The organism is Streptomyces sp. NPDC058307, assembly GCF_042880295.1.
Lineage (GTDB): Bacteria > Actinomycetota > Actinomycetes > Streptomycetales > Streptomycetaceae > Streptomyces.
Genome location: NZ_JBHVYZ010000001.1, coordinates 114,070 through 135,477, shown reverse-complemented (window position 1 = coordinate 135,477; position 21,408 = coordinate 114,070). Strand labels below are relative to the sequence as shown.

Genomic DNA, 21,408 nt, shown 5'->3' with positions numbered 1-21,408 from the left:
ACCGAGGAAAGGAAACCGAGATGGCACTTCTCGACCTGCAGACGATGGAGTCCGACGAGCACACCGGCGGCGGCGGCAACAGCACCCTGAGCCTGCTGTCCTGTGTCAGCGCCGCGAGCGTGACGCTCTGTCTCTGACAGACATCGTGCGCCCATGACTCCGGGCGGTCCACTCCCGCGAGGGAGGGGCCGCCCGGGGTTCTGCACACCTCGGGAAGGCCGCCGTATGACGACTCGCACCTCGACGCCGGCCGCGCCCGGCCTCCTGGGTCCGGCCCCCGCCCGCTGTCTGGTCCTGTGCCTGGTGAGCACGGCCGCGACCGGCGCCGGACTGCTGCTGCCCGCCGCCCTCGGCCGCACCCTGGACCTGCTGCTGGCGCACGCGCCCGCGGCCCGCTGGATCCTGTACTGCGCCGCGCTGGTCCTCCTCATCGCCCTGCTGGACGCGGTGGAGACCGTCCTCGGCGGCACCCTCGACGCCAGCACCACCGCCTGGCTGCGCCGCCGCCTCACCCGGCAGGTCCTGGCCGTCGGCCCGCGCGCCACCGCCCGCTTCGGGCCCGGAGACCTCGTCGCGCGCCTCGTCGGCAACGCCGCACAGGCCGGCACGGCGCCGACCGCCCGCGCCGCCCTGCTCGCCGCGCTCGCCGGACCGGTCGGCGCCGTCGTGGCCCTCGGCCTCATCTCCCCCTGGCTCGCGGCCGTGTTCCTGGCCGGAGCGCCGGTGCTCGCCCTGCTGCTGCGCGCCTTCACCCGGGACACCCGGGAATGCGTGACGCGCTACCAGGAGGTGCAGGGACGGATCGCGCAGGCCCTCTCGGAGGCCGTCGGCGGCCACCGCACCATCCGGGCGGCGGGCACGGAGGACCGCGAGACGGCCCGCATCCTGCGCCCGCTGCCCGAGCTGTCCGAGGCCGGTCACCGCATGTGGCAAGTGCAGGGCCGGGCCTCGGGCCAGTCCGTCGCCGTGGCTCCGCTGCTCCAGCTCGGTGTCGTGGCGGTGGCCGGGGTCCTGCTCGCCCAACACCGGGTGTCCGTGGGCGAGGTCCTCGCTGCCTCCCGGTACGCGGTCCTCGCGGCCGGCGTCGGCGTCCTGGTGGGCCAGCTCGCCGGACTGGCCAGGGCCCGGGCGGCGGCCGGACGCCTGGACGAGGTCCTCGCGGAACCCGCCGTCGCGCACGGCGAACGCCTGTTGCCGCCCGGCCCGGGGCGGCTGGAACTGCGGGGCGTCACCGCCCTGCGCGGCGCGCGTGCCGTGCTCGACGGCATCGACCTCGTGGTACCCGGCGGGACGACGCTCGCCGTGGTGGGCCGGTCGGGGGCGGGCAAGTCACTGCTCGCCGCGATCGCCGGGCGGCTCGCCGACCCGGACGCCGGAGAGGTCCTGCTCGACGGGGTCCCGCTGCGCGAGCTCACCCACGACGAACTGCGCCGTTCCATCGGCTACGCCTTCGAACGCCCCGCCCTGCTCGGCGGCACCGTCGAGGAGGAGATCGGCCTCACCCTCCCGTCCCCCTCCCCCGCCCGCATCCGGGAGGCCGCCCGCACGGCCCACGCGGACGACTTCGTGCGCCGGCTGCCCGACGGTTACGACACCCTCGTGGCCGACGCCCCACGCTCCGGCGGGGAGTCCCAACGGCTGGGTCTGGCCCGGGCGTTCGCCCACGGCGGCCGCCTGCTCGTCCTCGACGACGCCCTCTCCAGCCTCGACACGGTCACGGAGGCCCGCATCGCCGAGGCCCTGGTGAGCGGCGGGGCGGCCGGTACCCGCCTGCTCGTCGCCCACCGCACCGCCACGGCGGCCCGCGCGGACGCGGTGGCCTGGCTGGACGGGGGCCGGATACGGGCGGTGGGGCCGCACGAGGAGCTGTGGCGGGCGCCGGAGTACCGGGCGGTGTTCGGGGACGGAGCGGAAGCGGTGCCCGGGGGCCCGTCATGAGCGACGGCTCGGCAGGACGGCGCGTCCGAGGCCGGCGGGCTGAAGCAGGCAGGGCAGTGACCGACGGGATATACGCGCGCGGTCTGCGGTTCCTGCAGGCCCGGTGGCGGGTCCTCGTCCGGCTCGGCGGATGGTCCGTGCTGGAGACCGGGCAGACCTTCCTCACCGGGTACGCGCCCGCCCGGGCCCTGGACGAGGGGTTTCTGGCCGGGCGGCCCGGCGTCGGACTCGGCTGGCTCGGGGTGGCCGCCGTCGGGGTGCTGGTCGGCGCGTACGGGACGGTGCGGGTGTACGCCGCCGTCGCCGCGCTGGTCGAGCCGCTCCGGGACGTCCTGGTCCGGCGGGTGGTGGAACGGGGGGTGCGGGAGGCTGACACGGGGGCGCTGTCCGGGCTGACCCAGCAGGTGGAGATCGCGCGGGACACGTTCGCCGGGCTGGTGATGGTGTCGCGTTCCTTCGTGTTCACGGCGGTCGGCGCGACCGTCGGACTGGCCTCGCTCGACCCGCTGCTCCTGCTCGTCGTGGGGCCACCGCTCGCCGCCGGACTCGGCCTGTTCGCGGCCACGCTGCGGCCGCTGGCCCGCCGCCAGGAGGAGTTCCTGGTCGCCGACGAGGCGCTGGCCGACGGTCTCGGCAGGGTCTGCCCGGGGTTGCGGGACATCACGGCGGCCGGTGCGGAGAACCGGGTCGCCGCCGACACGGGCCGACTTGTCGACACCGAGCAGCGGGCCGCGTACTCCCTCGCCCACTGGTCCGTCCTGCGCGTGGCCTCCCTCGCCCTCGGCGGCCAGCTCCCGATCGTCCTCCTCCTCGCCTGCGCCCCCTGGCTCCTGGCCCGCGGCGTCACCACGGGCGCCCTCGTCGGCGCCCTCGCCTACGTCACCCAGTCCCTGCTCCCCGCCCTGCGCAACCTGGTCCACGGCCTGGGCACGAGCGGCTCCCGGCTGGTGGTGGTCCTGCGCCGACTGCTCCGCGAGCCCGCCGATGAACCGGGCGCCGAGGGGTCGGTCGAGCGGACGGCATCACACGGCGAGCATCCTCTGCCCAGCCGCACCGGCGCCGACGGCCCGGACGGCGGGAGGCACCCCGCCGTGGCCGCGCACGCTCCCGACGGCGAGACGGACGACGGCCTCACCGACGCGAGCCCCGCCGACCGGCACGCCGAGCCGGGCCACCGCCTCGCCCCGCACGCCGGGGCATGGACGGCGGACCGGGATCCCGACAGCAGCATCGCACCGCCGCCGAGAGACACCGCCTCCCCGCACGCCCCCGCCCTCTCCCTCACCGCCGTCTCCTTCGCCTACGGCCCCGCCGCCACCCCCGTCGTCGACCACCTCGACCTCGTCCTCCCACCCGGCGCCCACCTGGCCGTCGTAGGCCCCAGCGGGATCGGGAAGTCCACGCTCACCGCTCTGATCGCCGGTCTCCTCCAGCCCACCGGCGGAAGCATCCGGCTGTGCGGACACCCCGTGCCCTCCCCCGGCGCAGCCGCGCTGCGCGTGCTCATCCCGCAGGAGGCGTACGTCCACACCGGCACCCTCGCCGAGAACCTGGGGCACCTCCGGGCGGACCCGGTGCCCGAGCCGGAGCTGCTCGCGGCGGCCCGGGCGGTCGGGCTCACCCCGCTGCTCGAAGCCCTGGGCGGACCCCGGGCGACCGTCGACCCGGGCACCCTGTCCGCCGGTGAGCGGCAGCTCGTCGCGCTCACCCGGGCCTATCTGTCGTACGCCCCCCTCGTCCTGCTCGACGAGGCCACTTGCCATCTGGACCCCCGGGCCGAGGAGCGCGCCGAGCGGGCCTTCGCGAACCGGCCCGGCACCACGTTGGTGGTCGTCGCCCACCGGATCAGCTCGGCCCGCCGCGCCGGCCACGTGCTGCTGATGGACGGCCCGCGCACGGCGTACGGGACCCACGACGAGCTGGTGCGGGAATCGGCCGCGTACCGCGAACTCGTCGGCGGCTGGACGGCCGTTCCCCCCGAACGGTCAGAGCCAGCCCTGCCCCTGCGAGATCCGGATCGCGTCGATGCGGTTGCGGGCCCCGGTCTTCCGGGTGATCGCGGCCATGTAGTTGCGCACGGTTCCGTGGGACAGGCACAGGTTCCCCGCGATCTCCGCGATCGAGGCCCCCTCGGCCGCGAGGGATAACACGCTCAGCTCCCGTCGGGTCAGCGGCATCTCCGCGGCCTGGAGGAAGCCGAAGCCCAGCGAGTCATCGACGAAACGTTTCCCCTCGGCGACCCGGCGAATCCCGCGCACGAGCCGCTCGGGTGCCGCCCCCTCCTTGTCAACGTAGCCGAGCGCCCCCGCCTCGACGGCCCGCTTCAGCAGTCCCGGCCGGTTGGCGCTGGCCATCACGAGAAGGCGCGGCGGACATCGGTCCGGCTCGCGCACCGACAACTCCCCCAGCGGCGGGATGCCGTACGCGTCCGAGCACTCGAGGTCCGCCGCGCAGACGTCGGGACGTACGGAGCGCAGACGGCCGGGCGCGCTGTGCCACGGAGTGTCGAACACCCCGAGGTCGGGTTCCCGGCGGAGCCACTCCGCCAGGGCCGATCTCACCAGACACGCGTCGTGCACCAGAAGCACCCGGATCACTGCTCGTCCCCCTCGACTCACGCTGCTCGGTTCCGTGGCATGAAACGCGTGCCCCATTGTTCGGGTCCCGGACCGCCCCCGGGCGCGGAGAACCGGCCATCAGGGTGCGCGGGGGCGCACGAGCGGCGCCCGCGTGCCGTGGCGCGCTTCGACTGAGGGGGCATGGTCGCGGGCCGAAGGGGTACGCGGCCGTCCTCGCCGTCGCCCGGGTATCCGTGTGCCCGCACACGGGAACGCTCGCCGTGCGGGACGCGCCGTGAGGGTGGAGATTTGATCCCTGGGGACCCGGCACGCGACAGCGGCCCGCGCTCCTTGTGGGACGCGCCCGCACGAGGAGGTGGTCGGCGTGTCCGACGGGCATACGTCCGCGGCGCCGGCGGGCGCCCGGACCCGGGTCGGACGGCCGCTGCTCTCGCTCGCGCTGGCGTCGATGATGGACGAGGTGCACGCCCACTCCGGCGCGGTGTATCTCCTGGCCGCCGAGGAACCGGTGCTGGAGATGGCGGTGATGGCGGGCCTGCCGCGGGCGTTCGCCGCGCCCTGGGAGCGGGTGGGCCTGAGCGCGCCCATCCCGGTGGCGGAGGCCGTGCGGGAGCGGCGGCTGGTATGGGTGGGCGGAGAGCACGAGATGGCGCGCCACTATCCGCGGATCGCCGTGGTGCTGCCGTATCCCTTCGCCCTGGCCGCGGTGCCGGTGGCGACCTCGGCCAAGGTGTACGGAGCGGTCTTCGTGACCTGGCCCGGTTCGCACCCGCCGGAGCTGTCGGACCGGGAACGGGACCATCTGACCGCGGCCTGCGGGCGGCTCGCGATGCGGCTGGAGCGGGCGCTGGAGGACAGCGTGGCGCCGCACGCCGAACCCGATCTGCTGGCCGCGGCCCACGTCGGAAGCGCCGCCGGGACGCTGGGCACGGTGGAGGCGGCGCGGATGGTGGCGAGGCTGCCGTACGGACTGTGCTCGCTCGATCTGCACGGGCGCATCTCCTTCGCCAACGCCGCGGCGGCCGAGCTGATCGGCGTCCCGGTCTCCCGGTTGCTGGGCTCACAGCTGTGGGCGGCGGTGCCCTGGCTCAACGACCCGGTCTACGAGGACCGTTACCGGGCCGCGCTGCTCAGCCAGCACAGCACGTCGTTCGTGGCGCTGCGGCCGCCCGGGGACTGGCTGTCCTTCCGGCTGTATCCGAGCACGACCGGGCTGAGCGTCCGGGTCAGCCGGGCCCGGGCGGTGGCGGAGATGAACCGGGCCGGTCCGCAGCCCGGGGACACGCCGCCCCGACTGGTCACCATCTCCCAGGTGCTGAGTCTGGCCGGGGCCCTGACCGAGGCGGTGGGCGTGCAGGACGTGGTCCAGCTCGTGGCGGACGAGATCGCCCCGGCGGTGGGGAGCCAGGCCCTGGTCGTGCTCGGTTCACGGGCGGGACGCCTGCACGTGCTCGGGCATCGCGGTTACCCCGACGCACGGATCGTGGAGCGGTTCGACGGGCTGCCGCTGACCGAACCGACGCCGGGCACCCACGCCCTGAACACCGGGGTGCCCGCGTTCTTCGAGTCCCGCGAGCAGTTGGAGCGCCTGTATCCGGGGCGCCACGCCACCCCCGACGGGTTCGCGGCCTGGGCGTATCTGCCGCTGATCGCCTCCGGGCGCCCGGTGGGCAGCTGTGTGCTGGCCTACGCCGAGCGGCATCCGTTCCCCGCGGACGAGCGGGCGGTGCTGACGAGTCTGGGCGGGCTGATCGCGCAGGCCCTGGAGCGGGCCGTCCTCTACGACGCCAAGCACCAGTTGGCGCACGGTCTGCAGGCGGCCCTGCTGCCGCACACCCTGCCGTCGCTGCCCGGCATCGACGCGGCGGCCCGCTATCTGCCGGCCACTCAGGGCATGGACATCGGCGGCGACTTCTACGACCTGGTACCGGTGGACGGACTGGCGGCCGCCGTGATCGGGGACGTGCAGGGCCACAACGTGACGGCGGCCGGGCTGATGGGGCAGATCCGGACCGCGGTACGGGCGTACACGACCGTCGGCCAGACACCGGCGGAGGTCATGCGCTCGACCAACCGGCTGCTGATCGACCTCGGCGCCGAACTGTTCGCCAGCTGCCTGTATCTGCGGCTCGATCCGCAGCGGGGGCGGGCGGTCATGGCCCGGGCGGGGCATCCGCCGCCGCTGCTGCGCAGGCCGGACGGCCGGGTGCGGGTGCTGGATCTGGCCGGGGGCCCGCTGCTGGGGATCGACGGCTCGGCCGTCTACCCGACCACGGAGGTGGACCTGGCGCCCGGTTGCGTCCTCGCCCTCTACACGGACGGCCTGATCGAGTCCCCCGGCGTCGACATCGAGGACGCGCTCGCCGAGCTGGGGCGCCAACTCGCCGCGGCCGGTGACCGTCCGCTCGACGAGCTGGCCGACGACCTCGTCCGCCGCGGCGCGGGCGCGCGGGAGCGGAGCGACGACGTGGCGCTGCTTCTGCTGCGGGCGGACGGCTGATCCGCCGGGGTCCGACCCACTGGAGAACGCGCCGGTCCGGCCCTCCCGCCGGAGGGCCGGACCGTTGCACCTGCCCGGGCCGGAACCGCGGTGTGGCCGGGAGGTGGTCATAAGGCCTGCGTCGGCAGCGGCGGGTGTGGGGGGACCGCTGCCGACGCGGCCGGTTCAGGGTGTGGTGCCGGACCTACGGGGTCAGTTCTGCGACTGGCCCACGACGTCACCCGTGGCATCGCCGGTGGCGTTGCCGGTCTCCTGGCCGGTGCCGGCACCGGTGTCGTTGCCGGCGCCGGTCTCCTGGCCGTTGCCGGTCTCCTGGCCGCCGATCACGTCACCGCCGGCCTCCTGACCTGCGCCGGCCTGGTCACTGGGGCTCGCACTGGCGTCGCCGCCCACACCGGCCCCGGTGTCGCCACCGGCACCCGCCTGGTCACCGGCACCGGCCTGGTCGCCCGCGCCACCGGCCGCGTCACCCGCGCCGAGCGTGGCGCCGACCGCCTGGAGGGCGGTGGTGACCGGCTGGAAGAAGGTCTCGCCGCCGACCGTGCAGTCGCCGCTGCCGCCGGAGGTCAGACCGATGGCCGAGCCGTCCTGGGTGAACAGCGAGCCGCCGCTGTCGCCGGGCTCGGCGCAGACGTTGGTCTGGATGAGCCCGGTGACGGTGCCCTCGGGGTAGTTCACGGTGGCGTCGAGTCCGAGGACCTGGCCGTCGGCGAGGCCCGTGGTGCTGCCCATCCGGAAGACCTGGAGGCCGACCTCGGCGTCCGCGGCCTGGCTGATCGCGACGGTCTGGCCGCCGCCGACGTTGACCTCGCTGGGTGCCTGGGTCGCCGGGTCGTCGTACTTGACCAGGGCGAAGTCGCCGTTGCCGGGGAAGGTGGCCTGGTCGACGGTGGCGATCGGCTGGCCGTCCTGGGTGTCCGACCACTGCTCGGCCGCGACCCCGCAGTGACCGGCGGTCAGGAAGGCGGGGCTGCCGTCGCCCGCGGTGACGTTGAAGCCGAGCGAGCAGCGGGCGCCGCCGCCGAAGATGGCGTCACCGCCGGACACGAAGGTCTTGAAGGTGCCGGCCGACTTCTTGATGGTCGCCATGTCGGAGCCGAGGCTCTTCACGGTCGACTCGATGGTGTTCCACTTGGCGCCGGTGACGGTGCTGTCGGCGGTCACGAGGATCTTGTTGGTGCGCGGGTCGACAGCCCAGGCGGTGCCCGGGATGGTCGCCTGCTGCTTCAGCGTCTTGGCGCCGGCCGCCAGTTCGGGGAGGCTGTTCTCCACCTCGCGGACCTTCGCGCCGGCCTTCTTCGCCTGCACGACGACATTGCTGTCGCCGGATATGACGTTCACGACGAGCTGCTTGCTGTCGGCGTCGTAGTAGGACCCGGCGAAGGCATCGCCCAGCGACTGCTGGAGCTGCGAGGCGAGGTCCGAGGCGTCCGTCGCCTTCAGAGTCTTCGGCGCGATGGCCGCCGCGTCGTTCGACGAGCCGTCCTGGGACGCATTGGCGTTGGGCAGCAGGATCGCGGCGGCTCCGAGCGCCACCACGGTGCCTGCCGCGAATGCGGCCTTGCGCTTCGGAATTCGCTTGTGACTCAAACTTCTCGACCTCCTGGGGGACCGGAGTCTGTAACCGCCGTACGGCAGTCGGTTGTTCGGGGCGCCTGGATGGCCATGGGTACGCACGGTGTGCGCGGGGCGTTCAATGCCGTTTCTTTACGCCCCGATTGCCACACCGATTCGGCCACGGGCCGCGGCGGGCGGGCGGCGGGCGTGAACACTGGTCACAGCGGTTGGCGCGGGCGGGCGGGGCGGTGTCGAGCCGGGCTCGGACGACCGCCGCAGACGCCGCCTTCGGATGTCCTGATCAAGTCGGTCGTCACCTGGCCGGGCCGACACCCGGTCCGACACGCTCAGCAAGCAGTCGGCAACGGTCCGTTGTGGATGCCGCCCCGAATCCCCTCTTCAGCGAATCTGCACATCGAATGCGCAACCAGGTCACCGGGACCGGGAGTTCTGCACAAGTACGGACCGCCGTCCATGCCATTGGCGAGGTGTGTCGCATTCGCCATGACGACGACAAGGGCCTCTTCGTGTCTCCTCGACATCACATGTGAAGAAGTCGCCACCAAGGCGTGCGCGAGCCTGCACGGATGGAGGCTTCTGTGACTCAAGTTCCCTGGTGAGACGGGGGGTTAATTGGAAGGGCAGAGCCGCAGCGTGCTTTGATCCATCGCACCGCAGGGCCGTCGGGTTTTCCGGAAACGGGATCCGGCGTCATGCGATTGCGGCCGTCATCTGTCCCCAGAGGGGGCCGCTCCCCCCTTGTGAAATACCCATACGAAGGGAAGTTCCATCATGAACTCCACCCCCCAGGTTGAGACCGCCGAGATCTCGGACGCCGACCTCGACAACGTCTCCGGCGGCCTGCAGCTGAACGCCCTCGGCACCGTCACCGGCCTGGTGGACGGCGTTGCCCCGGTTTCCGGCCTGGTCAACACGGTCGTCGGCACGGTCGAGGGTGTGACCGGCCTGAACACCGCCCCGGTCACCGGCCTGGTCGCCGGTCTCTGATCACCTCTCCGTGATCTGATCACTGACATGTGGTCGACCCGTCCCGGAGCCGCACACCGGCGGTTCCGGGACTCTTGGGTGCCGTAATGCGGCCGGCTCGCACGAGTCGGTCCTTTGTCGTGGGCAGAATTCGCGGCACACGCAGAATTCACAGCATTCACAGAATTTGCAGCATTCACAGCTTTCGCAGGTGAGGGAAGACGCGTGCAGTTCCGCCAACAGGCCCTCGCCAAGCTCCAGTCACCGGAGGAGCTCGACCTTCCGGTGCGTTTCGCCCGCCCCCAGGGCTGGCTCGTGATGTCCGTGACGGTGGTCGTGATGGCCGCCGCCTCCGTGTGGGCGGTGACCGGCTCGGTGGCCTCCACGGTGAGCGCGCCCGCCATCCTCACGCACGGACAGGGCAGTTACATCCTGCAGAGCCCGGTCGCGGGCCAGGTCACGCAGGTGATCGCCAAGGAGGGCACGCGGCTGCCCGCCAACTCCCCGGTACTGAAGGTCCGTACGTCCGAGGGCGCCACCGTCGTCCGCACGGTCGCCGCGGGCCGGCTCACCGCGCTGGCGGCCACCATCGGGCAGATCATCTCGACCGGCGCGAACGTCGCCGCCGTGGAGAAGGTCGCCCACGCCTCCGACCCGATGTACGCCACGGTGTACGTGCCCGCCGGGAACGCGGCCTCCATTCCCGCGAACGCCGCCGTGGACCTGACCGTCTCCTCGGTGCCCACCCAGGAGTACGGCGTGCTGCGCGGCCATGTGAAGTCGGTGGACCGCTCGACGCAGTCGGCGCAGCAGATCGCCGCGTTCCTCGGGGACAGCCAGCTCGGCGAGCAGTTCACCAAGGACGGTCGGCCGGTCGCCGTACTGGTGAAGCTGGACAAGTCCGGGAAGACCAGGAGCGGTTACCAGTGGTCGTCCGCGGACGGACCGCCGTTCGCCCTCACCTCCATGACCGTGGCCTCGGGTTCGATCCGGCTGGCCGATCAGCGTCCCGTCGATTGGCTGCTGCCGTGAGCACCGCACAGGACACCCGGAGCAGGCGCCGCTCCGCCCCGCCCAAGCGCCCGGTCCCCACGGGGAAGTCGAAGACGGTCCGTACGCCCACCGTCCTGCAGATGGAGGCCGTGGAGTGCGGCGCCGCCTCCCTCGCCATGGTCCTCGGTCACTACGGCAGGCACGTCCCGCTGGAGGAGCTGCGGATCGCCTGCGGTGTCTCCCGGGACGGCTCACGCGCCAGCAACCTGCTGAAGGCGGCCCGCAGTTACGGTCTGACGGCCAAGGGCATGCAGATGGACACGGCCGCGCTCGCCGAGGTGAAGAGCCCGGCGGTGCTGTTCTGGGAGTTCAACCACTACGTCGTCTACGACGGCATGGGCCGCCGCTTCGGCCGCCGCGGTGTCTACATCAACGACCCCGGCAAGGGCCGCCGTTTCGTCCCGATGGAGGACTTCGACGGCAGCTTCACCGGTGTCGTGCTGGTGATGGAGCCCGGCGAGGGCTTCACCCGGGGCGGCCGCAAGCCGGGGGTCCTCGGCGCGATGCCGGCCCGGCTGCGCGGCACCGCGGGCACCATGCCGACGGCGGTCCTTGCGAGCCTGCTGCTGGTGCTGGTCGGCGCGGCCACCCCCGCGCTGAGCCGCACGTACATCGACATGTTCCTGATCGGGGGGCAGACCTCGCTGCTCGGCGTGCTGTTCACGTCGATGGGGGCCTGTGTGGCTCTCACCCTCGCCCTGACCTGGCTCCAGCAGGCGAACCTGCTGCACGGCCGCATCATCTCCTCGACTCTGTCCAGCGCCCGCTTCCTGCGCCATCTGCTGCGCCTTCCGGTGACGTTCTTCTCCCAGCGCAGCCCGGCCGACCTGGTGCAGCGCCTGCAGTCCAACGACCAGGTGGCCGAGACCCTGGCCCGTGACCTCGCGGCGGCGGGCGTCGACGCGGTGGTCGTCGTCCTCTACGCGATCCTGCTCTACACCTACGACCCGCAGCTGACCTACGTCGGCATCGGGGTGGCCCTGCTGAACGTGGTGGCCATGCGGGTCGTCATCCGGCTGCGGGCCACCCGTACGGCGAAGCTGCGCGCCGACAGCGCACGGCTCACCAACACCGCTTACAGCGGCCTGCAGTTGATCGAGACGATGAAGGCGACCGGCGGCGAGGACGGCTACTTCCGCAAGTGGGCCGGGCAGCACGCCACCACCCTCGAGGAGCAGCAGCGGCTCGGGGTGCCGAGCGCCTGGCTGGGCGTGGTCGCGCCGATGCTGGCCACCTTCAACAGCGCGCTCATCCTGTGGATCGGCGGTATGCGGGCCGTCGAGGGCGGCATCTCCGTCGGTCTGCTGGTCGCCTTCCAGGCTCTGGTGACCCGCTTCACCGCGCCGATCACCCGTCTCAACGGCGTGGCCGGACGCATCCAGGACTTCGCGGCCGACGTGGCCCGCCTCAAGGACGTCGAGAACTTCAAGGCCGACCCGCTCTACGGCCGTCCCGGCGCCGGTGACTCGACGCGCCGGCTGCACGGGCATGTCGAGCTGCAGAACATCACCTTCGGCTACAACCCGCTCGACAAGCCGCTGCTGACCGGCTTCGACCTGACCGTCGGTCCCGGGCAGCAGGTGGCGCTGGTCGGCGGTTCCGGCAGTGGCAAGTCGACCGTGTCCCGGCTGATCTCTGGCCTGTACGCGCCCTGGGAGGGCGTGATCCGCATCGACGGGCAGCGCCTGGACGACATCCCTCGCGGCGCGCTCGCGTCCTCGGTGTCCTTCGTCGACCAGGACGTCTTCCTCTTCGAGGGCTCGGTCCGCGACAACGTGGCGCTGTGGGACCCGTCGATCCCGGACGAGGCCGTGGTGGAGGCGCTGCGCGACGCGGCCCTGTACGACGTGGTCGTGCGCCGACCCGGCGGCATCCACAGCAGGGTCGAGCAGGACGGCCGCAACTTCTCCGGGGGCCAGCGTCAACGTCTGGAGATCGCGCGGGCGTTGGTGCGCAGGCCCAGCATCCTGGTCCTCGACGAGGTGACCAGCGCGCTGGACGCGGAGACCGAGCAGGTCGTCATGGACAACCTGCGCAAGCGCGGCTGCGCCTGTGTGGTGATCGCGCACCGGCTCAGCACCGTGCGCGACAGCGACGAGATCGTCGTACTGGAGCACGGCACGATCGTGGAACGCGGGCGGCACGAGGAACTGGTGGCGCGCGGCGGCGCGTACGCGGCGCTGGTCAAGGAACGGTGAGATGACGACCGCACACGAAGGGGACGTGGTCCTCGGCGCCCTCGGGCAGATGGGCACGCGGGTCGACTGCGCCGGCTTCAGCCGCATCGACCTCGAAGGGCCGCAGGTGCTGTGGCTGGTCGTGTCGGGCGCGGTGGACCTGTTCGCGGTGGACGCCGGACAGCAGGGCCACTGGCACCACCTGGGCCGTCTGGAGCCGGGCGCGCTGCTGCTCGGGCCGGTCGCGGGGCCCGAGCACACCCTGGTGGCGAGGCCGCTCCGGGACTGCGTGGTGCACCGCATCGGCCTGCGCGAGCTGTACGAGCCGGCGCCCACCCAGACGTGGTCGTACGACGCGTACGGCAACCCGCAGTACGTGCCGCCGACGACGAGCCCGCTGGAGTACGCCCTCGCGCTCGGGGTGGGCCGGAGCCTGTCCATCCTCTTCCAGGCGCCGATGGCCGACGAGCGGGCCGCTGCCCCGACCGACGACGACGTCTTCTGGATGCAGGTGCCGCCGGGCAGCGTGCAGTACGGCTCGCTCTACGGCGCCGAGGCCGCCGCCGACCTGCTGATGGACCCGGCGGTCTGGCAGTCCATGGTCGACCAGCAGTACCGGCTGCTCACCACGCTGGACCGCTGGATCGAGCAGCTCGAGCGCACCCACGAGACCCGGACTGCGGCCGGTATCAAGGCCGGTGAGGCCGTGCGCGCCCAGGCCGACCGGACCTTGCTGGCGTCCATCGGCAGGTCGAAGCAGCGCGCGACGGCCGCCGATGCCGACGCCAGCTATGCGGCGTGCAAGCTGGTCGCCGACGCGGCCGGGATCCCGCTCGCCGAGAACGCGCACAGCGGGACCGAAAGCGACCGTCTCGACCCGGTGGAGCGGATCGCCCTCGCCTCCCGCGTCCGGATCAGGTCGGTGCGCCTGGACGGTCGCTGGTGGCGGGACAACGTCGGCCCGCTGGTGGGCCACCGGGTGCTGTCGGGCACGCCGGTCGCGCTGCTGTGGCGGCGCGGCGGCTATGTGGCCGTGCATCCGGCGACGGGCCGTGAGACGCCGATCGAGAAGGACAACGCGGAGGAGTTCGAGCCGCGCGCGGTGATGTTCTACCGCCCGCTGCCCGACCGGGGGCTCAGCCCGCTGGGCCTGCTGCGGTTCAGCATGCGCGGCACGGGCGGCGATGTGACGAACCTGCTGCTCAGCGGTCTGGTGACGGTGGCGATCGGCGCGCTGGTCCCGATCGCGACCGGCAAGGTGCTCGGCGAGTTCGTGCCGAAGGCGCAGACCGCGCTGATCGTGCAGGTGTGTCTGGCCGTGATGGTCAGCGGGGTGGTGACGGCGGCCTTCATGCTGCTGCAGAACCTCACCATGCTCCGGCTGGAGGGCCGTATCGAGGCGACCCTCCAACCGGCCGTCTGGGACCGGCTCCTGAGGCTGCCGACGAAGTTCTTCACCGAGCGCTCGACCGGTGAACTGGCCAGTCAGGCCATGGGCATCAGCTCGATCCGCCGGATGATGGCGGGCCTCGGCCCCACCGTCGCCCAGTCGGTGACCGTCGGTGCGATGAACCTGGGCCTGCTGTTCTGGTACAGCGTCCCGATGGCGATGGCGGCCATCGGCATGCTCGTCGTCATCGCCGCCGGCTTCCTCGGCCTCGGGCTGTGGCAGGTGCGCTGGCAGCGGCGGCTGGTCGTGCTCGGCAACAAGCTGAACAACCAGGCCTTCCAGACCCTGCGCGGTCTGCCCAAGCTGAGGGTGGCGGCGGCGGAGAACTACGCCTACGCGGCCTGGGCCTCGGAGTTCGCCCGCAGCCGCGAGCTCCAGCAGAAGGTCGGCCGGATCAGGAACCTCACCGCGGTGATGGGCTCGGTCTACCTCCCGCTGTGCACCCTGCTGATGTTCATGCTGCTGGCGGGCCCGGCCCGCGGGTCGATGTCGGCGGCGGAGTTCCTCACCTTCAACACCTCGGTGACGATGCTGCTGACCGCGGTCACCCAGCTCACCGGCGCCTTCGTCTCGGCGGTGTCCGCGCTGCCCTTGTTCGAGGAGATCAAGCCGGTCCTTCAGGCGCAGCCGGAGGTGCGCACGGCGAGCACCAGGCCGGGCCCGCTGACCGGGGCGATGGAGGCCCGCAAGCTCTCCTTCCGGTACTCCGACGACGGTCCTCTGATCCTCGACGACGTGTCCTTCGAGATCCGGCCGGGCGAGTTCGTGGCGATCGTCGGCCCGAGCGGCTGCGGCAAGTCGACCCTGCTCAGGCTGCTGATCGGCTTCGACCGTCCGGTCTCCGGGAGTGTCCTGTACGACGGCCAGGACCTGGCCGCCCTCGACCAGTCCGCGGTGCGCCGGCAGTGCGGTGTCGTGCTCCAGCACGCCCAGCCCTTCACCGGCTCCATCATGGACGTCATCTGCGGCACCGAGCCCTACACGCCCGAGGAGGCGATGGCGGCGGCCGCGATGGCGGGGCTCGCGGAGGACATCCAGCGGATGCCGATGGGCCTGCACACCATCGTCTCCGGCAGTGGGGCGATCTCCGGCGGCCAGCGTCAACGACTCATGATCGCCCAGGCGTTGATCCGGCGGCCGCGGATCCTCTTCTTCGACGAGGCGACCAGCGCCCTGGACAACGACACCCAGCGCACGGTCATCGAGTCCACCAAGGCCCTCCACGCCACCCGGATCGTCATCGCCCACCGCCTGTCGACGGTGCTGGACGCCGACCGCGTGATCGTCATGGAGAACGGCAAGGTCGCCCAGCAGGGCCCGCCCGCACAGCTCCTCGCGGACACCGGCGGGCGGCTGCACGAGCTGGTGCGACGGCAGATGGCGTAGGGGCGCCCGGGGCACCGCCACCCCCTCAGCGAAACGTTGCCGTTTCGCTCGGCATGGTCTAGCCTCGACGTGTACGAAACCGTTTCGTTTATGAATCGCAGTACGCAGCTGACTTTCCCTGGAGTTATCGTCATGTCCCAGAAGACTCTGACCGACAGCGGGCGGGAGGGTGCCGTCGAGGCATCCGCCGACGCTTCGGCCAAGCGGTGGTGGATCCTCGCCGTCGTCGCGCTCGCCCAGCTGATGGTGGTCCTCGACGCCACCATCGTGAACATCGCCCTCCCCTCGGCCCAGGCCGACCTCGGCTTCTCCGACGGCAACCGGCAGTGGATCGTCACGGCCTACGCGCTGGCCTTCGCCTCCCTGCTGCTGCTCGGCGGACGGATAGCCGACCTCTTCGGCCGCAAGACGGCCTTCCTCATCGGTGTCGTCGGCTTCGCGGCCGTCTCCGCGCTCGGCGGTGCCGCCACCAACTTCGAGATGCTGGTCACCGCCCGTGCCCTGCAGGGCGCCTTCGGCGCGCTCCTCGCACCGGCCGCGCTCTCCCTGCTCAACACGACGTTCACCGACGCCCGCGAGCGGGCCAGGGCGTTCAGCGTGTTCGGCGCCATCGCCGGCGCCGGTGGCGCGGTGGGCCTGCTGCTCGGCGGCGTCCTGACCGACGGGCTCGACTGGCGCTGGACGCTGTACGTCAACGTCGTCATCGCCGTCGTCGCCTTCGCGGGCGGCTGGCTGCTGCTGCACAACCACCGTGACGCCGCGAACTCCAAGCTGGACGTGCCCGGCACGCTGCTGGTCGCCGCCGGCCTCTTCTCCCTGGTCTACGGCTTCTCCAACGCCGAGACGCACGACTGGGGCTCTCCCGAGACCTGGGGCTTCCTGGTCGCGGGCGGTCTGCTGCTGACCGCCTTCGCCTGGTGGCAGACGCGCGCCGCGCACCCGCTGCTGCCGCTGCGCATCCTGCTGGACCGCAACCGCGCCGCTTCCTTCCTGGCCGTGCTGATCTCCGGCGGCGGCATGTTCGGCGTCTTCCTCTTCCTCACCTACTACCTCCAGCTGAACCTGGGCTTCAGCCCGACCAAGACCGGTGCGGCGTTCCTGCCGATGGTCGCCGCACTGATGGTCGCGGCCCAGGTCAGCACCACGATGCTGGTCCCCAGGATCGGGCCGAAGGTGGTCATCCCGCTGGGCTTCGCCGTCGCCGCGGTCGGCATGGCCTGGCTGACCGGGATCGGCGTCGGCTCCAGCTACCTGTCCGCCGTACTGCCGCAGCTGATCGTGACCGGCTTCGGCCTCGGCCTGGTCATGCCGCCGGCCATGCAGCTGGCCACCGGCGGGGTCGCAGCCGAGGACGCGGGAGTCGCCTCCGCCACCGTCAACGCCATGCAGCAGGTGGGCGGTTCGATCGGCACCGCGCTGCTGAACACGCTGGCCGCGAGCGCCGCCACCGACTACCTGGTCGGCAAGGACCCGACGAACAAGCTGACCCAGGCCCGGGCGACGATCGAGAGCTACACCACCGCCTTCTGGTGGTCGGCTGGCCTCTTCGCCGTCGGCGCGCTGATCACCTTCCTTGTCTTCCGGCGCGGGGTGCCGGAGCAGGACGCGAACGCCGCACCCGTCGTACACATGTAGCCGCAGCGGGAGCCGCACGTGCCGGAGGGCCGCCGTCAGCAGGGAGACGGCGGCCCTTCCCGCTGCCGACTGCCGACGGTTGGTGCCCGGCCGGTGGCCGAGAGCGACGACCGGTCGGGGCGGCAGGCGTTGGAAGGGGCGCTCGGTGGGTACCCACAGGGCCATGCGGATAAGCGTGGTGGATGTGGGTTCGAACACGGTCCGGCTGGTGGTGGCGGACGCCGAGGACGGGGTGCCGTTGCCCGTCCACACGGCGAAGTGGCGGCTGAGACTGGCCGATCATGTGCGGCCGGGCGGCCCGGTCCCCGAGGAGGCCGTGGAACGGCTGGTGGAGGCGGTGGAAGAGGCGAGCCGGACCGCCGCCAAGTGGGGCGCGGCCGGACCGCTGGCCTTCGCGACCGCGGTCGTGCGCTCCGCTCCCAACCGCCAGGAGGTGCTGCGCACCGTCCGCACCCGGACCGGCATCGGGCTGTACACCCTGCCGGGCGAGGTGGAGGCGGAGCTCACGTTTCTCGGGGCGCGGCGCTGGATGGGGTGGCGCGCGGGACCGCTCGCGCTGTTCGACATCGGTGGCGGGTCGCTCGAGGTCGCCTTCGGACGCGGCCGGCTGCCGGACTACGTGGCCTCGCTGCCGCTGGGCGCGGGCCGGCTGACGCACGAGTTCTTCGAGGGGCAGGACCCGCCGCCCCCGGAGGCGGTGCGGGCACTGCGCCGCAAGGTACGCCACCAGTTGCGGGACGTGGCGTCACGGATCCGCTGGGAGGGACCGCGCACCGCCGTGGCCACCTCACGCACCTTCGAGCAGCTGGGACGGCTGTGCGGAACACCGCCCGGGCGGCGCGGCCCCTTCGTGGAACGCCGGATGCACCGCGCCGACCTGGGGGAGGCCGTCGAGCGCCTGGCCGCCCTCCCGGCCGCCCGGCGGGCCGAACTGCCCGGCATCTCCGCTCCGCGCGCCGCGCAGAGCCTGGCCGGTGCGGTGGTGGGGCACACGGCGATGAAACTCACCGGGATCAGGACCGTCACCATCTGCCCCTGGGCGATCCGCGAGGGGGTCCTGCTGCGGCACATCGAGGACGGCGCCTCCTGGTGGGCCGAGATCGCCCGCCGCAACGAGGAGAACACCGTTCCCGCCGAGCCGGTGCCCCTGCGGATCGCGACCACCGGCAACTGAACGAGGAAAGAGAGCGAGGAGACAGCCGTGCCGGAGAAGAAGCAGAAGCCCGACACCGCCCTGGACGAGGTCCTGCACGAGTTCGAGGACACCGAGAAGCGCGTCCGGGACTCCGACGAGCAGCGGGCGCACCGGGGCGAGGCCGGAGAAGCGATCACCCCCAACGAGCGTGCCGAGGAGGAATCCGCAGGGGAGTGACCCTGGACCGCCCGGGCGGGGTGGGTGATCCTCCGCCGCCCGGGTACCCGGGCGGCATGCCTCAGGACCCTCGAGAACCACAGCTGCCGCCGGCCCGGGGCCCGGTCTCCGCCGCAGTCCAGGAGTATCTGCTCGGCGCCGGCCCGCTGCCGCCTGACGAGGCCGTCGCGACGGCGGACGTGTACGGCGACGACTTCCAGCTGGCCCTCTACATCTGTTACGAACTGCACTACCGCGGCTTCGCGGGCGTCTCCGGTGACCACGAGTGGGACGCGGATCTGCTGCGCACCAGGGCGGCCCTGGAGCACCGCTTCCTGTCCGCCCTGCGCGCGGACACCCCGGTCCACGACAGCGTCGAGGACGCGCTGGCCGGGATTCTCGTGGAGCCCATCGACGGCACGGGAGTCAGTCACTTCCTGAGCAAGGAGGGCGAACTGTGGCAGGTGCGTGAGTACGCCGCCCAGCGCTCGCTCTACCACCTCAAGGAGGCCGACCCGCACGCGTGGGTGCTGCCGCGGCTGTGGGGCCGGGCCAAGGCGGGCATGGCGGCGATCGAGTTCGACGAGTTCGGCGGCGGCCGCCCCGACCGCGTCCACGCCCTCCTCTTCGCGAACCTGATGACGGACCTGCGCCTGGACACGACGTACGGGCACTACCTGGACGCGGCCTGCGCGGAGATGCTCGCGACGGTGAACCTCATGTCCCTGCTGGGCCTGCACCGCAGCCTGCGCGGAGCTCTCGTGGGCCACTTCGCGGCGGTCGAGATCACCTCCTCCCCCGGTTCCCGGCGACTCGCCGAGGCGATGCGCCGCACCGGCGCGGGACCGGCCGCCGAGCACTTCTACGACGAGCACGTCGAGGCCGACGCCGTCCACGAACAGGTCGTACGCCACGAGGTGATCGGCGGTCTGCTGGCCGAGGAGCCGCACCTGGCCGCCGACGTGGCCTTCGGTATCGATGTCACCGGACATGTCGAGGACCGGCTCGCCGACCGCCTGCTGCGCGACTGGGCGGAGGGACGCTCGTCCCTGCTCAGGCCGCTGGCTTCCGAAATCCACCATATTTCCTGAATGTCGGGGTACTTGGGCGACGTGAGATCACTGATTCCCCCTCTGGTCCTCCCCGGTGTCTACAGCCCGCAGGAGGACACCGAGCTGCTGGCCGGAGCCCTGTCCGAGGAACCGCTGCCGCCCGGCGCGGACGTCCTGGACGTGGGCACCGGGACCGGCGCCCTCGCTCTGCAGGCGGCGCGCCGGGGCAGCCGGGTGACCGCGGTCGACGTGTCGTGGCGTGCGGTGTGCACGGTCCGCGCGAACGCCTGGCTGACCGGTCTGCCGGTCCGGGTCCGGCGCGGAAACCTCTTCACCCCCGTGCAGGACCAGTCGTTCGACCTCATCCTGACCAATCCGCCGTACGTGCCGGCGCCGACGGGCATCCGTCCGCCGCGCGGCGCCCGGGCCTGGGACGCGGGCCACGACGGGCGGTTGGTGCTGGACCGCGTCTGCCGGGAGGCACCTGCTCTGCTGCGCCCGGGAGGGGTGCTGCTGATCGTGCACTCCGAACTGAGCGACTCGGGGCGGACGGTGGGGCATCTGCGCGAGGCCGGCCTCAAGGCCGCCGTGACCCGCCGTCACCGCATCGATTTCGGACCGGTGCTGCGTACGCGGAAGGAGTGGCTGCGTCAGCGCGGTCTGCTGTCCGCCGCCGACGAGAAGGAAGAGCTGGTGGTCGTCCGTGCCGAACTCCCCCTCTGACTCCGAGCGGCCGTGCCGCATCCGGGTCCAGCAACGCGGCCCACTGCTCGTCGAGGGCCCCGTCGAAGTGGAGCTGGAGGACGGCACCACGGTCGCCTCCGACCGCTTCCGGGTGGCCTTGTGCACCTGCCGGCGCAGTCGCCGCTATCCGTGGTGCGACACCAGCCACCGGGAGCGGACGCGCTGACGGGCAGTGACCAGAGGAGTGACCCGAGGGGCCGGCGGACGGCCCCACTCCGTCCGCCGGCCCTCGGTGCGGGATCACGCGGGTTCCGTAAGAGGGGCTGCACTCCCCAGCCACTAACCCCTCGGGCCACGAGCACCACGCGATCCCGGTCTCTCAGAACGCGAAGACGCTCGTCCCGTAGGAGCTCTTCACGCACTCGTTGGCGAAGGTGCGTTCGTAGGAGACGCGCTTGCCGCGCCAGACACCGTCGACCGTGACCACCACGGGGTTGTACTCCCTGGTGCACAGGGCGTCCGGTCCGGCCCCAAGGGCGTCGAAGTCCCCGTGTACGGCGCGCAGTTCGGCGCAGGCCTGAGCCGCGGCCGGATGGGTGCCCGAGGAGGTCGGGGCGCAGGTCAGGGTCACGGCGCGTTCCGGGGTGACGGTGGTGGCGTTCTCGCCGTGCCCGAGGGTGAGCACGAGCGCCGACGGGGCGTAGAGGCTTGAGGCGGCGGCGGCCGGTTCGGCGAGGGCGGCCCCGGTCAGGGGTCCGCAGAGGGCGGTGGCCGTGAGGCCGAGGGTCGCTGCCCAGCGCGCGGTGTTCCGCATTGTGTGCATCCTTCCGCTGGATTCGAGGGTGTGCCCTCCGACTCGGTCGGTGCCGGAGCGGCGAGCGCGAGTCTGCCGAGTCCTGGCTCCGACTTCACATCGACCCCACGGCTTTCAGTAACCTTGCGTGTTGAATCAGTGGCGCGAAGTCACATCATCCGAACAACTGAACCCTTTAACCGCGCGGTTCTTGATCGCCCGATCCGGCCGGATGGCCTGATTACCCCACCTTCGCAATAGGCCTG

General features: G+C 72.3%; 16 protein-coding genes and 1 pseudogene. 14 read left to right on the top strand and 3 right to left on the bottom strand.

Annotated elements, in window-relative coordinates; all coding sequences use genetic code 11:
• The first annotated feature begins 20 nt into the window (after positions 1–20).
• From ACFVYN_RS00610 to ACFVYN_RS00600, 3 genes are all read left to right on the top strand, one after another.
• Positions 21–137: a SapB/AmfS family lanthipeptide gene (locus tag ACFVYN_RS00610; RefSeq protein WP_020117173.1), complete on the top strand. Its 117-nt coding sequence runs from the start codon at positions 21–23 to the stop codon at positions 135–137.
• An 88-nt stretch (positions 138–225) separates the two neighbouring features.
• Positions 226–1,938 carry an ABC transporter ATP-binding protein gene (locus ACFVYN_RS00605; protein ID WP_389990536.1) on the top strand — a complete coding sequence of 571 codons (1,713 nt, stop codon included), beginning with the start codon at positions 226–228 and terminating at the stop codon, positions 1,936–1,938.
• Positions 1,935–4,085, top strand: coding sequence for an ATP-binding cassette domain-containing protein (locus ACFVYN_RS00600; RefSeq protein ID WP_389990534.1), 2,151 nt, complete (start codon positions 1,935–1,937; stop codon positions 4,083–4,085). Before ACFVYN_RS00605 ends, ACFVYN_RS00600 begins: the two co-directional genes overlap by 4 nt.
• Here the strand turns inward: ACFVYN_RS00600 and ACFVYN_RS00595 are convergent.
• Positions 4,008–4,292, bottom strand: a pseudogene (locus ACFVYN_RS00595) (LuxR C-terminal-related transcriptional regulator); the annotation flags it as partial. The gene ACFVYN_RS00600 and the pseudogene ACFVYN_RS00595 overlap by 78 nt on opposite strands.
• Positions 4,293–4,872: 580 nt before the next feature.
• Between ACFVYN_RS00595 and ACFVYN_RS00590 the strand changes: the two are divergent.
• A complete protein-coding gene (locus ACFVYN_RS00590; protein ID WP_389990532.1) occupies positions 4,873–7,017 on the top strand; it encodes a SpoIIE family protein phosphatase in 2,145 nt (714 codons plus the stop codon).
• Between the two features lie 192 nt (positions 7,018–7,209).
• On the opposite strand, the gene ACFVYN_RS00585 is transcribed toward ACFVYN_RS00590, so the two are convergent.
• Positions 7,210–8,607: a S1 family peptidase gene (locus ACFVYN_RS00585; protein WP_389990530.1), complete on the bottom strand. Its 1,398-nt coding sequence runs from the start codon at positions 8,605–8,607 to the stop codon at positions 7,210–7,212.
• Between the two features lie 759 nt (positions 8,608–9,366).
• Between ACFVYN_RS00585 and ACFVYN_RS00580 the strand changes: the two genes are divergently transcribed.
• The 10 genes from ACFVYN_RS00580 to ACFVYN_RS00535 all read left to right on the top strand — a co-directional run bounded on the left by ACFVYN_RS00580 (position 9,367) and on the right by ACFVYN_RS00535 (position 20,575).
• Positions 9,367–9,582, top strand: coding sequence for a type A2 lantipeptide (locus ACFVYN_RS00580; RefSeq protein WP_389990528.1), 216 nt, complete (start codon positions 9,367–9,369; stop codon positions 9,580–9,582).
• A gap of 204 nt (positions 9,583–9,786) precedes the next feature.
• On the top strand, positions 9,787–10,593 hold the full coding sequence (locus ACFVYN_RS00575; protein WP_389990526.1) for an HlyD family efflux transporter periplasmic adaptor subunit: 807 nt from the start codon (positions 9,787–9,789) through the stop codon (positions 10,591–10,593).
• A complete protein-coding gene (locus tag ACFVYN_RS00570) occupies positions 10,590–12,812 on the top strand; it encodes an NHLP family bacteriocin export ABC transporter peptidase/permease/ATPase subunit (protein ID WP_389990524.1) in 2,223 nt (740 codons plus the stop codon). The genes ACFVYN_RS00575 and ACFVYN_RS00570 overlap by 4 nt, the downstream gene beginning before the upstream one ends.
• A gap of 1 nt (position 12,813) precedes the next feature.
• On the top strand, positions 12,814–15,627 hold the full coding sequence (locus ACFVYN_RS00565; protein WP_389990522.1) for an NHLP bacteriocin export ABC transporter permease/ATPase subunit: 2,814 nt from the start codon (positions 12,814–12,816) through the stop codon (positions 15,625–15,627).
• Positions 15,628–15,759: 132 nt separating this feature from the next.
• Entirely contained in the window at positions 15,760–17,262 is a 1,503-nt protein-coding gene (locus ACFVYN_RS00560; protein WP_389990520.1) for an MFS transporter, read from the top strand.
• 163 nt (positions 17,263–17,425) lie between these two features.
• Complete coding sequence (locus tag ACFVYN_RS00555; RefSeq protein WP_389990518.1) at positions 17,426–18,436, top strand: Ppx/GppA family phosphatase; 1,011 nt, start codon at positions 17,426–17,428, stop codon at positions 18,434–18,436.
• Positions 18,437–18,463: 27 nt separating this feature from the next.
• Positions 18,464–18,634 carry a hypothetical protein gene (locus tag ACFVYN_RS00550; RefSeq protein ID WP_389990516.1) on the top strand — a complete coding sequence of 57 codons (171 nt, stop codon included), beginning with the start codon at positions 18,464–18,466 and terminating at the stop codon, positions 18,632–18,634.
• A 56-nt stretch (positions 18,635–18,690) separates the two neighbouring features.
• Positions 18,691–19,704, top strand: a complete 1,014-nt coding sequence (locus ACFVYN_RS00545; protein ID WP_389990514.1) for an iron-containing redox enzyme family protein — start codon at positions 18,691–18,693, stop codon at positions 19,702–19,704.
• Positions 19,705–20,388 (top strand): HemK2/MTQ2 family protein methyltransferase, encoded by a 684-nt coding sequence (locus ACFVYN_RS00540; protein ID WP_389990512.1) that lies wholly within the window; start codon positions 19,705–19,707, stop codon positions 20,386–20,388.
• On the top strand, positions 20,369–20,575 hold the full coding sequence (locus ACFVYN_RS00535) for a CDGSH iron-sulfur domain-containing protein (RefSeq protein WP_389990511.1): 207 nt from the start codon (positions 20,369–20,371) through the stop codon (positions 20,573–20,575). Before ACFVYN_RS00540 ends, ACFVYN_RS00535 begins: the two co-directional genes overlap by 20 nt.
• Before the next feature lie 153 nt (positions 20,576–20,728).
• On the opposite strand, the gene ACFVYN_RS00530 is transcribed toward ACFVYN_RS00535, so the two are convergent.
• Entirely contained in the window at positions 20,729–21,163 is a 435-nt protein-coding gene (locus ACFVYN_RS00530) for a protease inhibitor (protein ID WP_389990510.1), read from the bottom strand.
• Between the last annotated feature and the right edge of the window lie 245 nt (positions 21,164–21,408).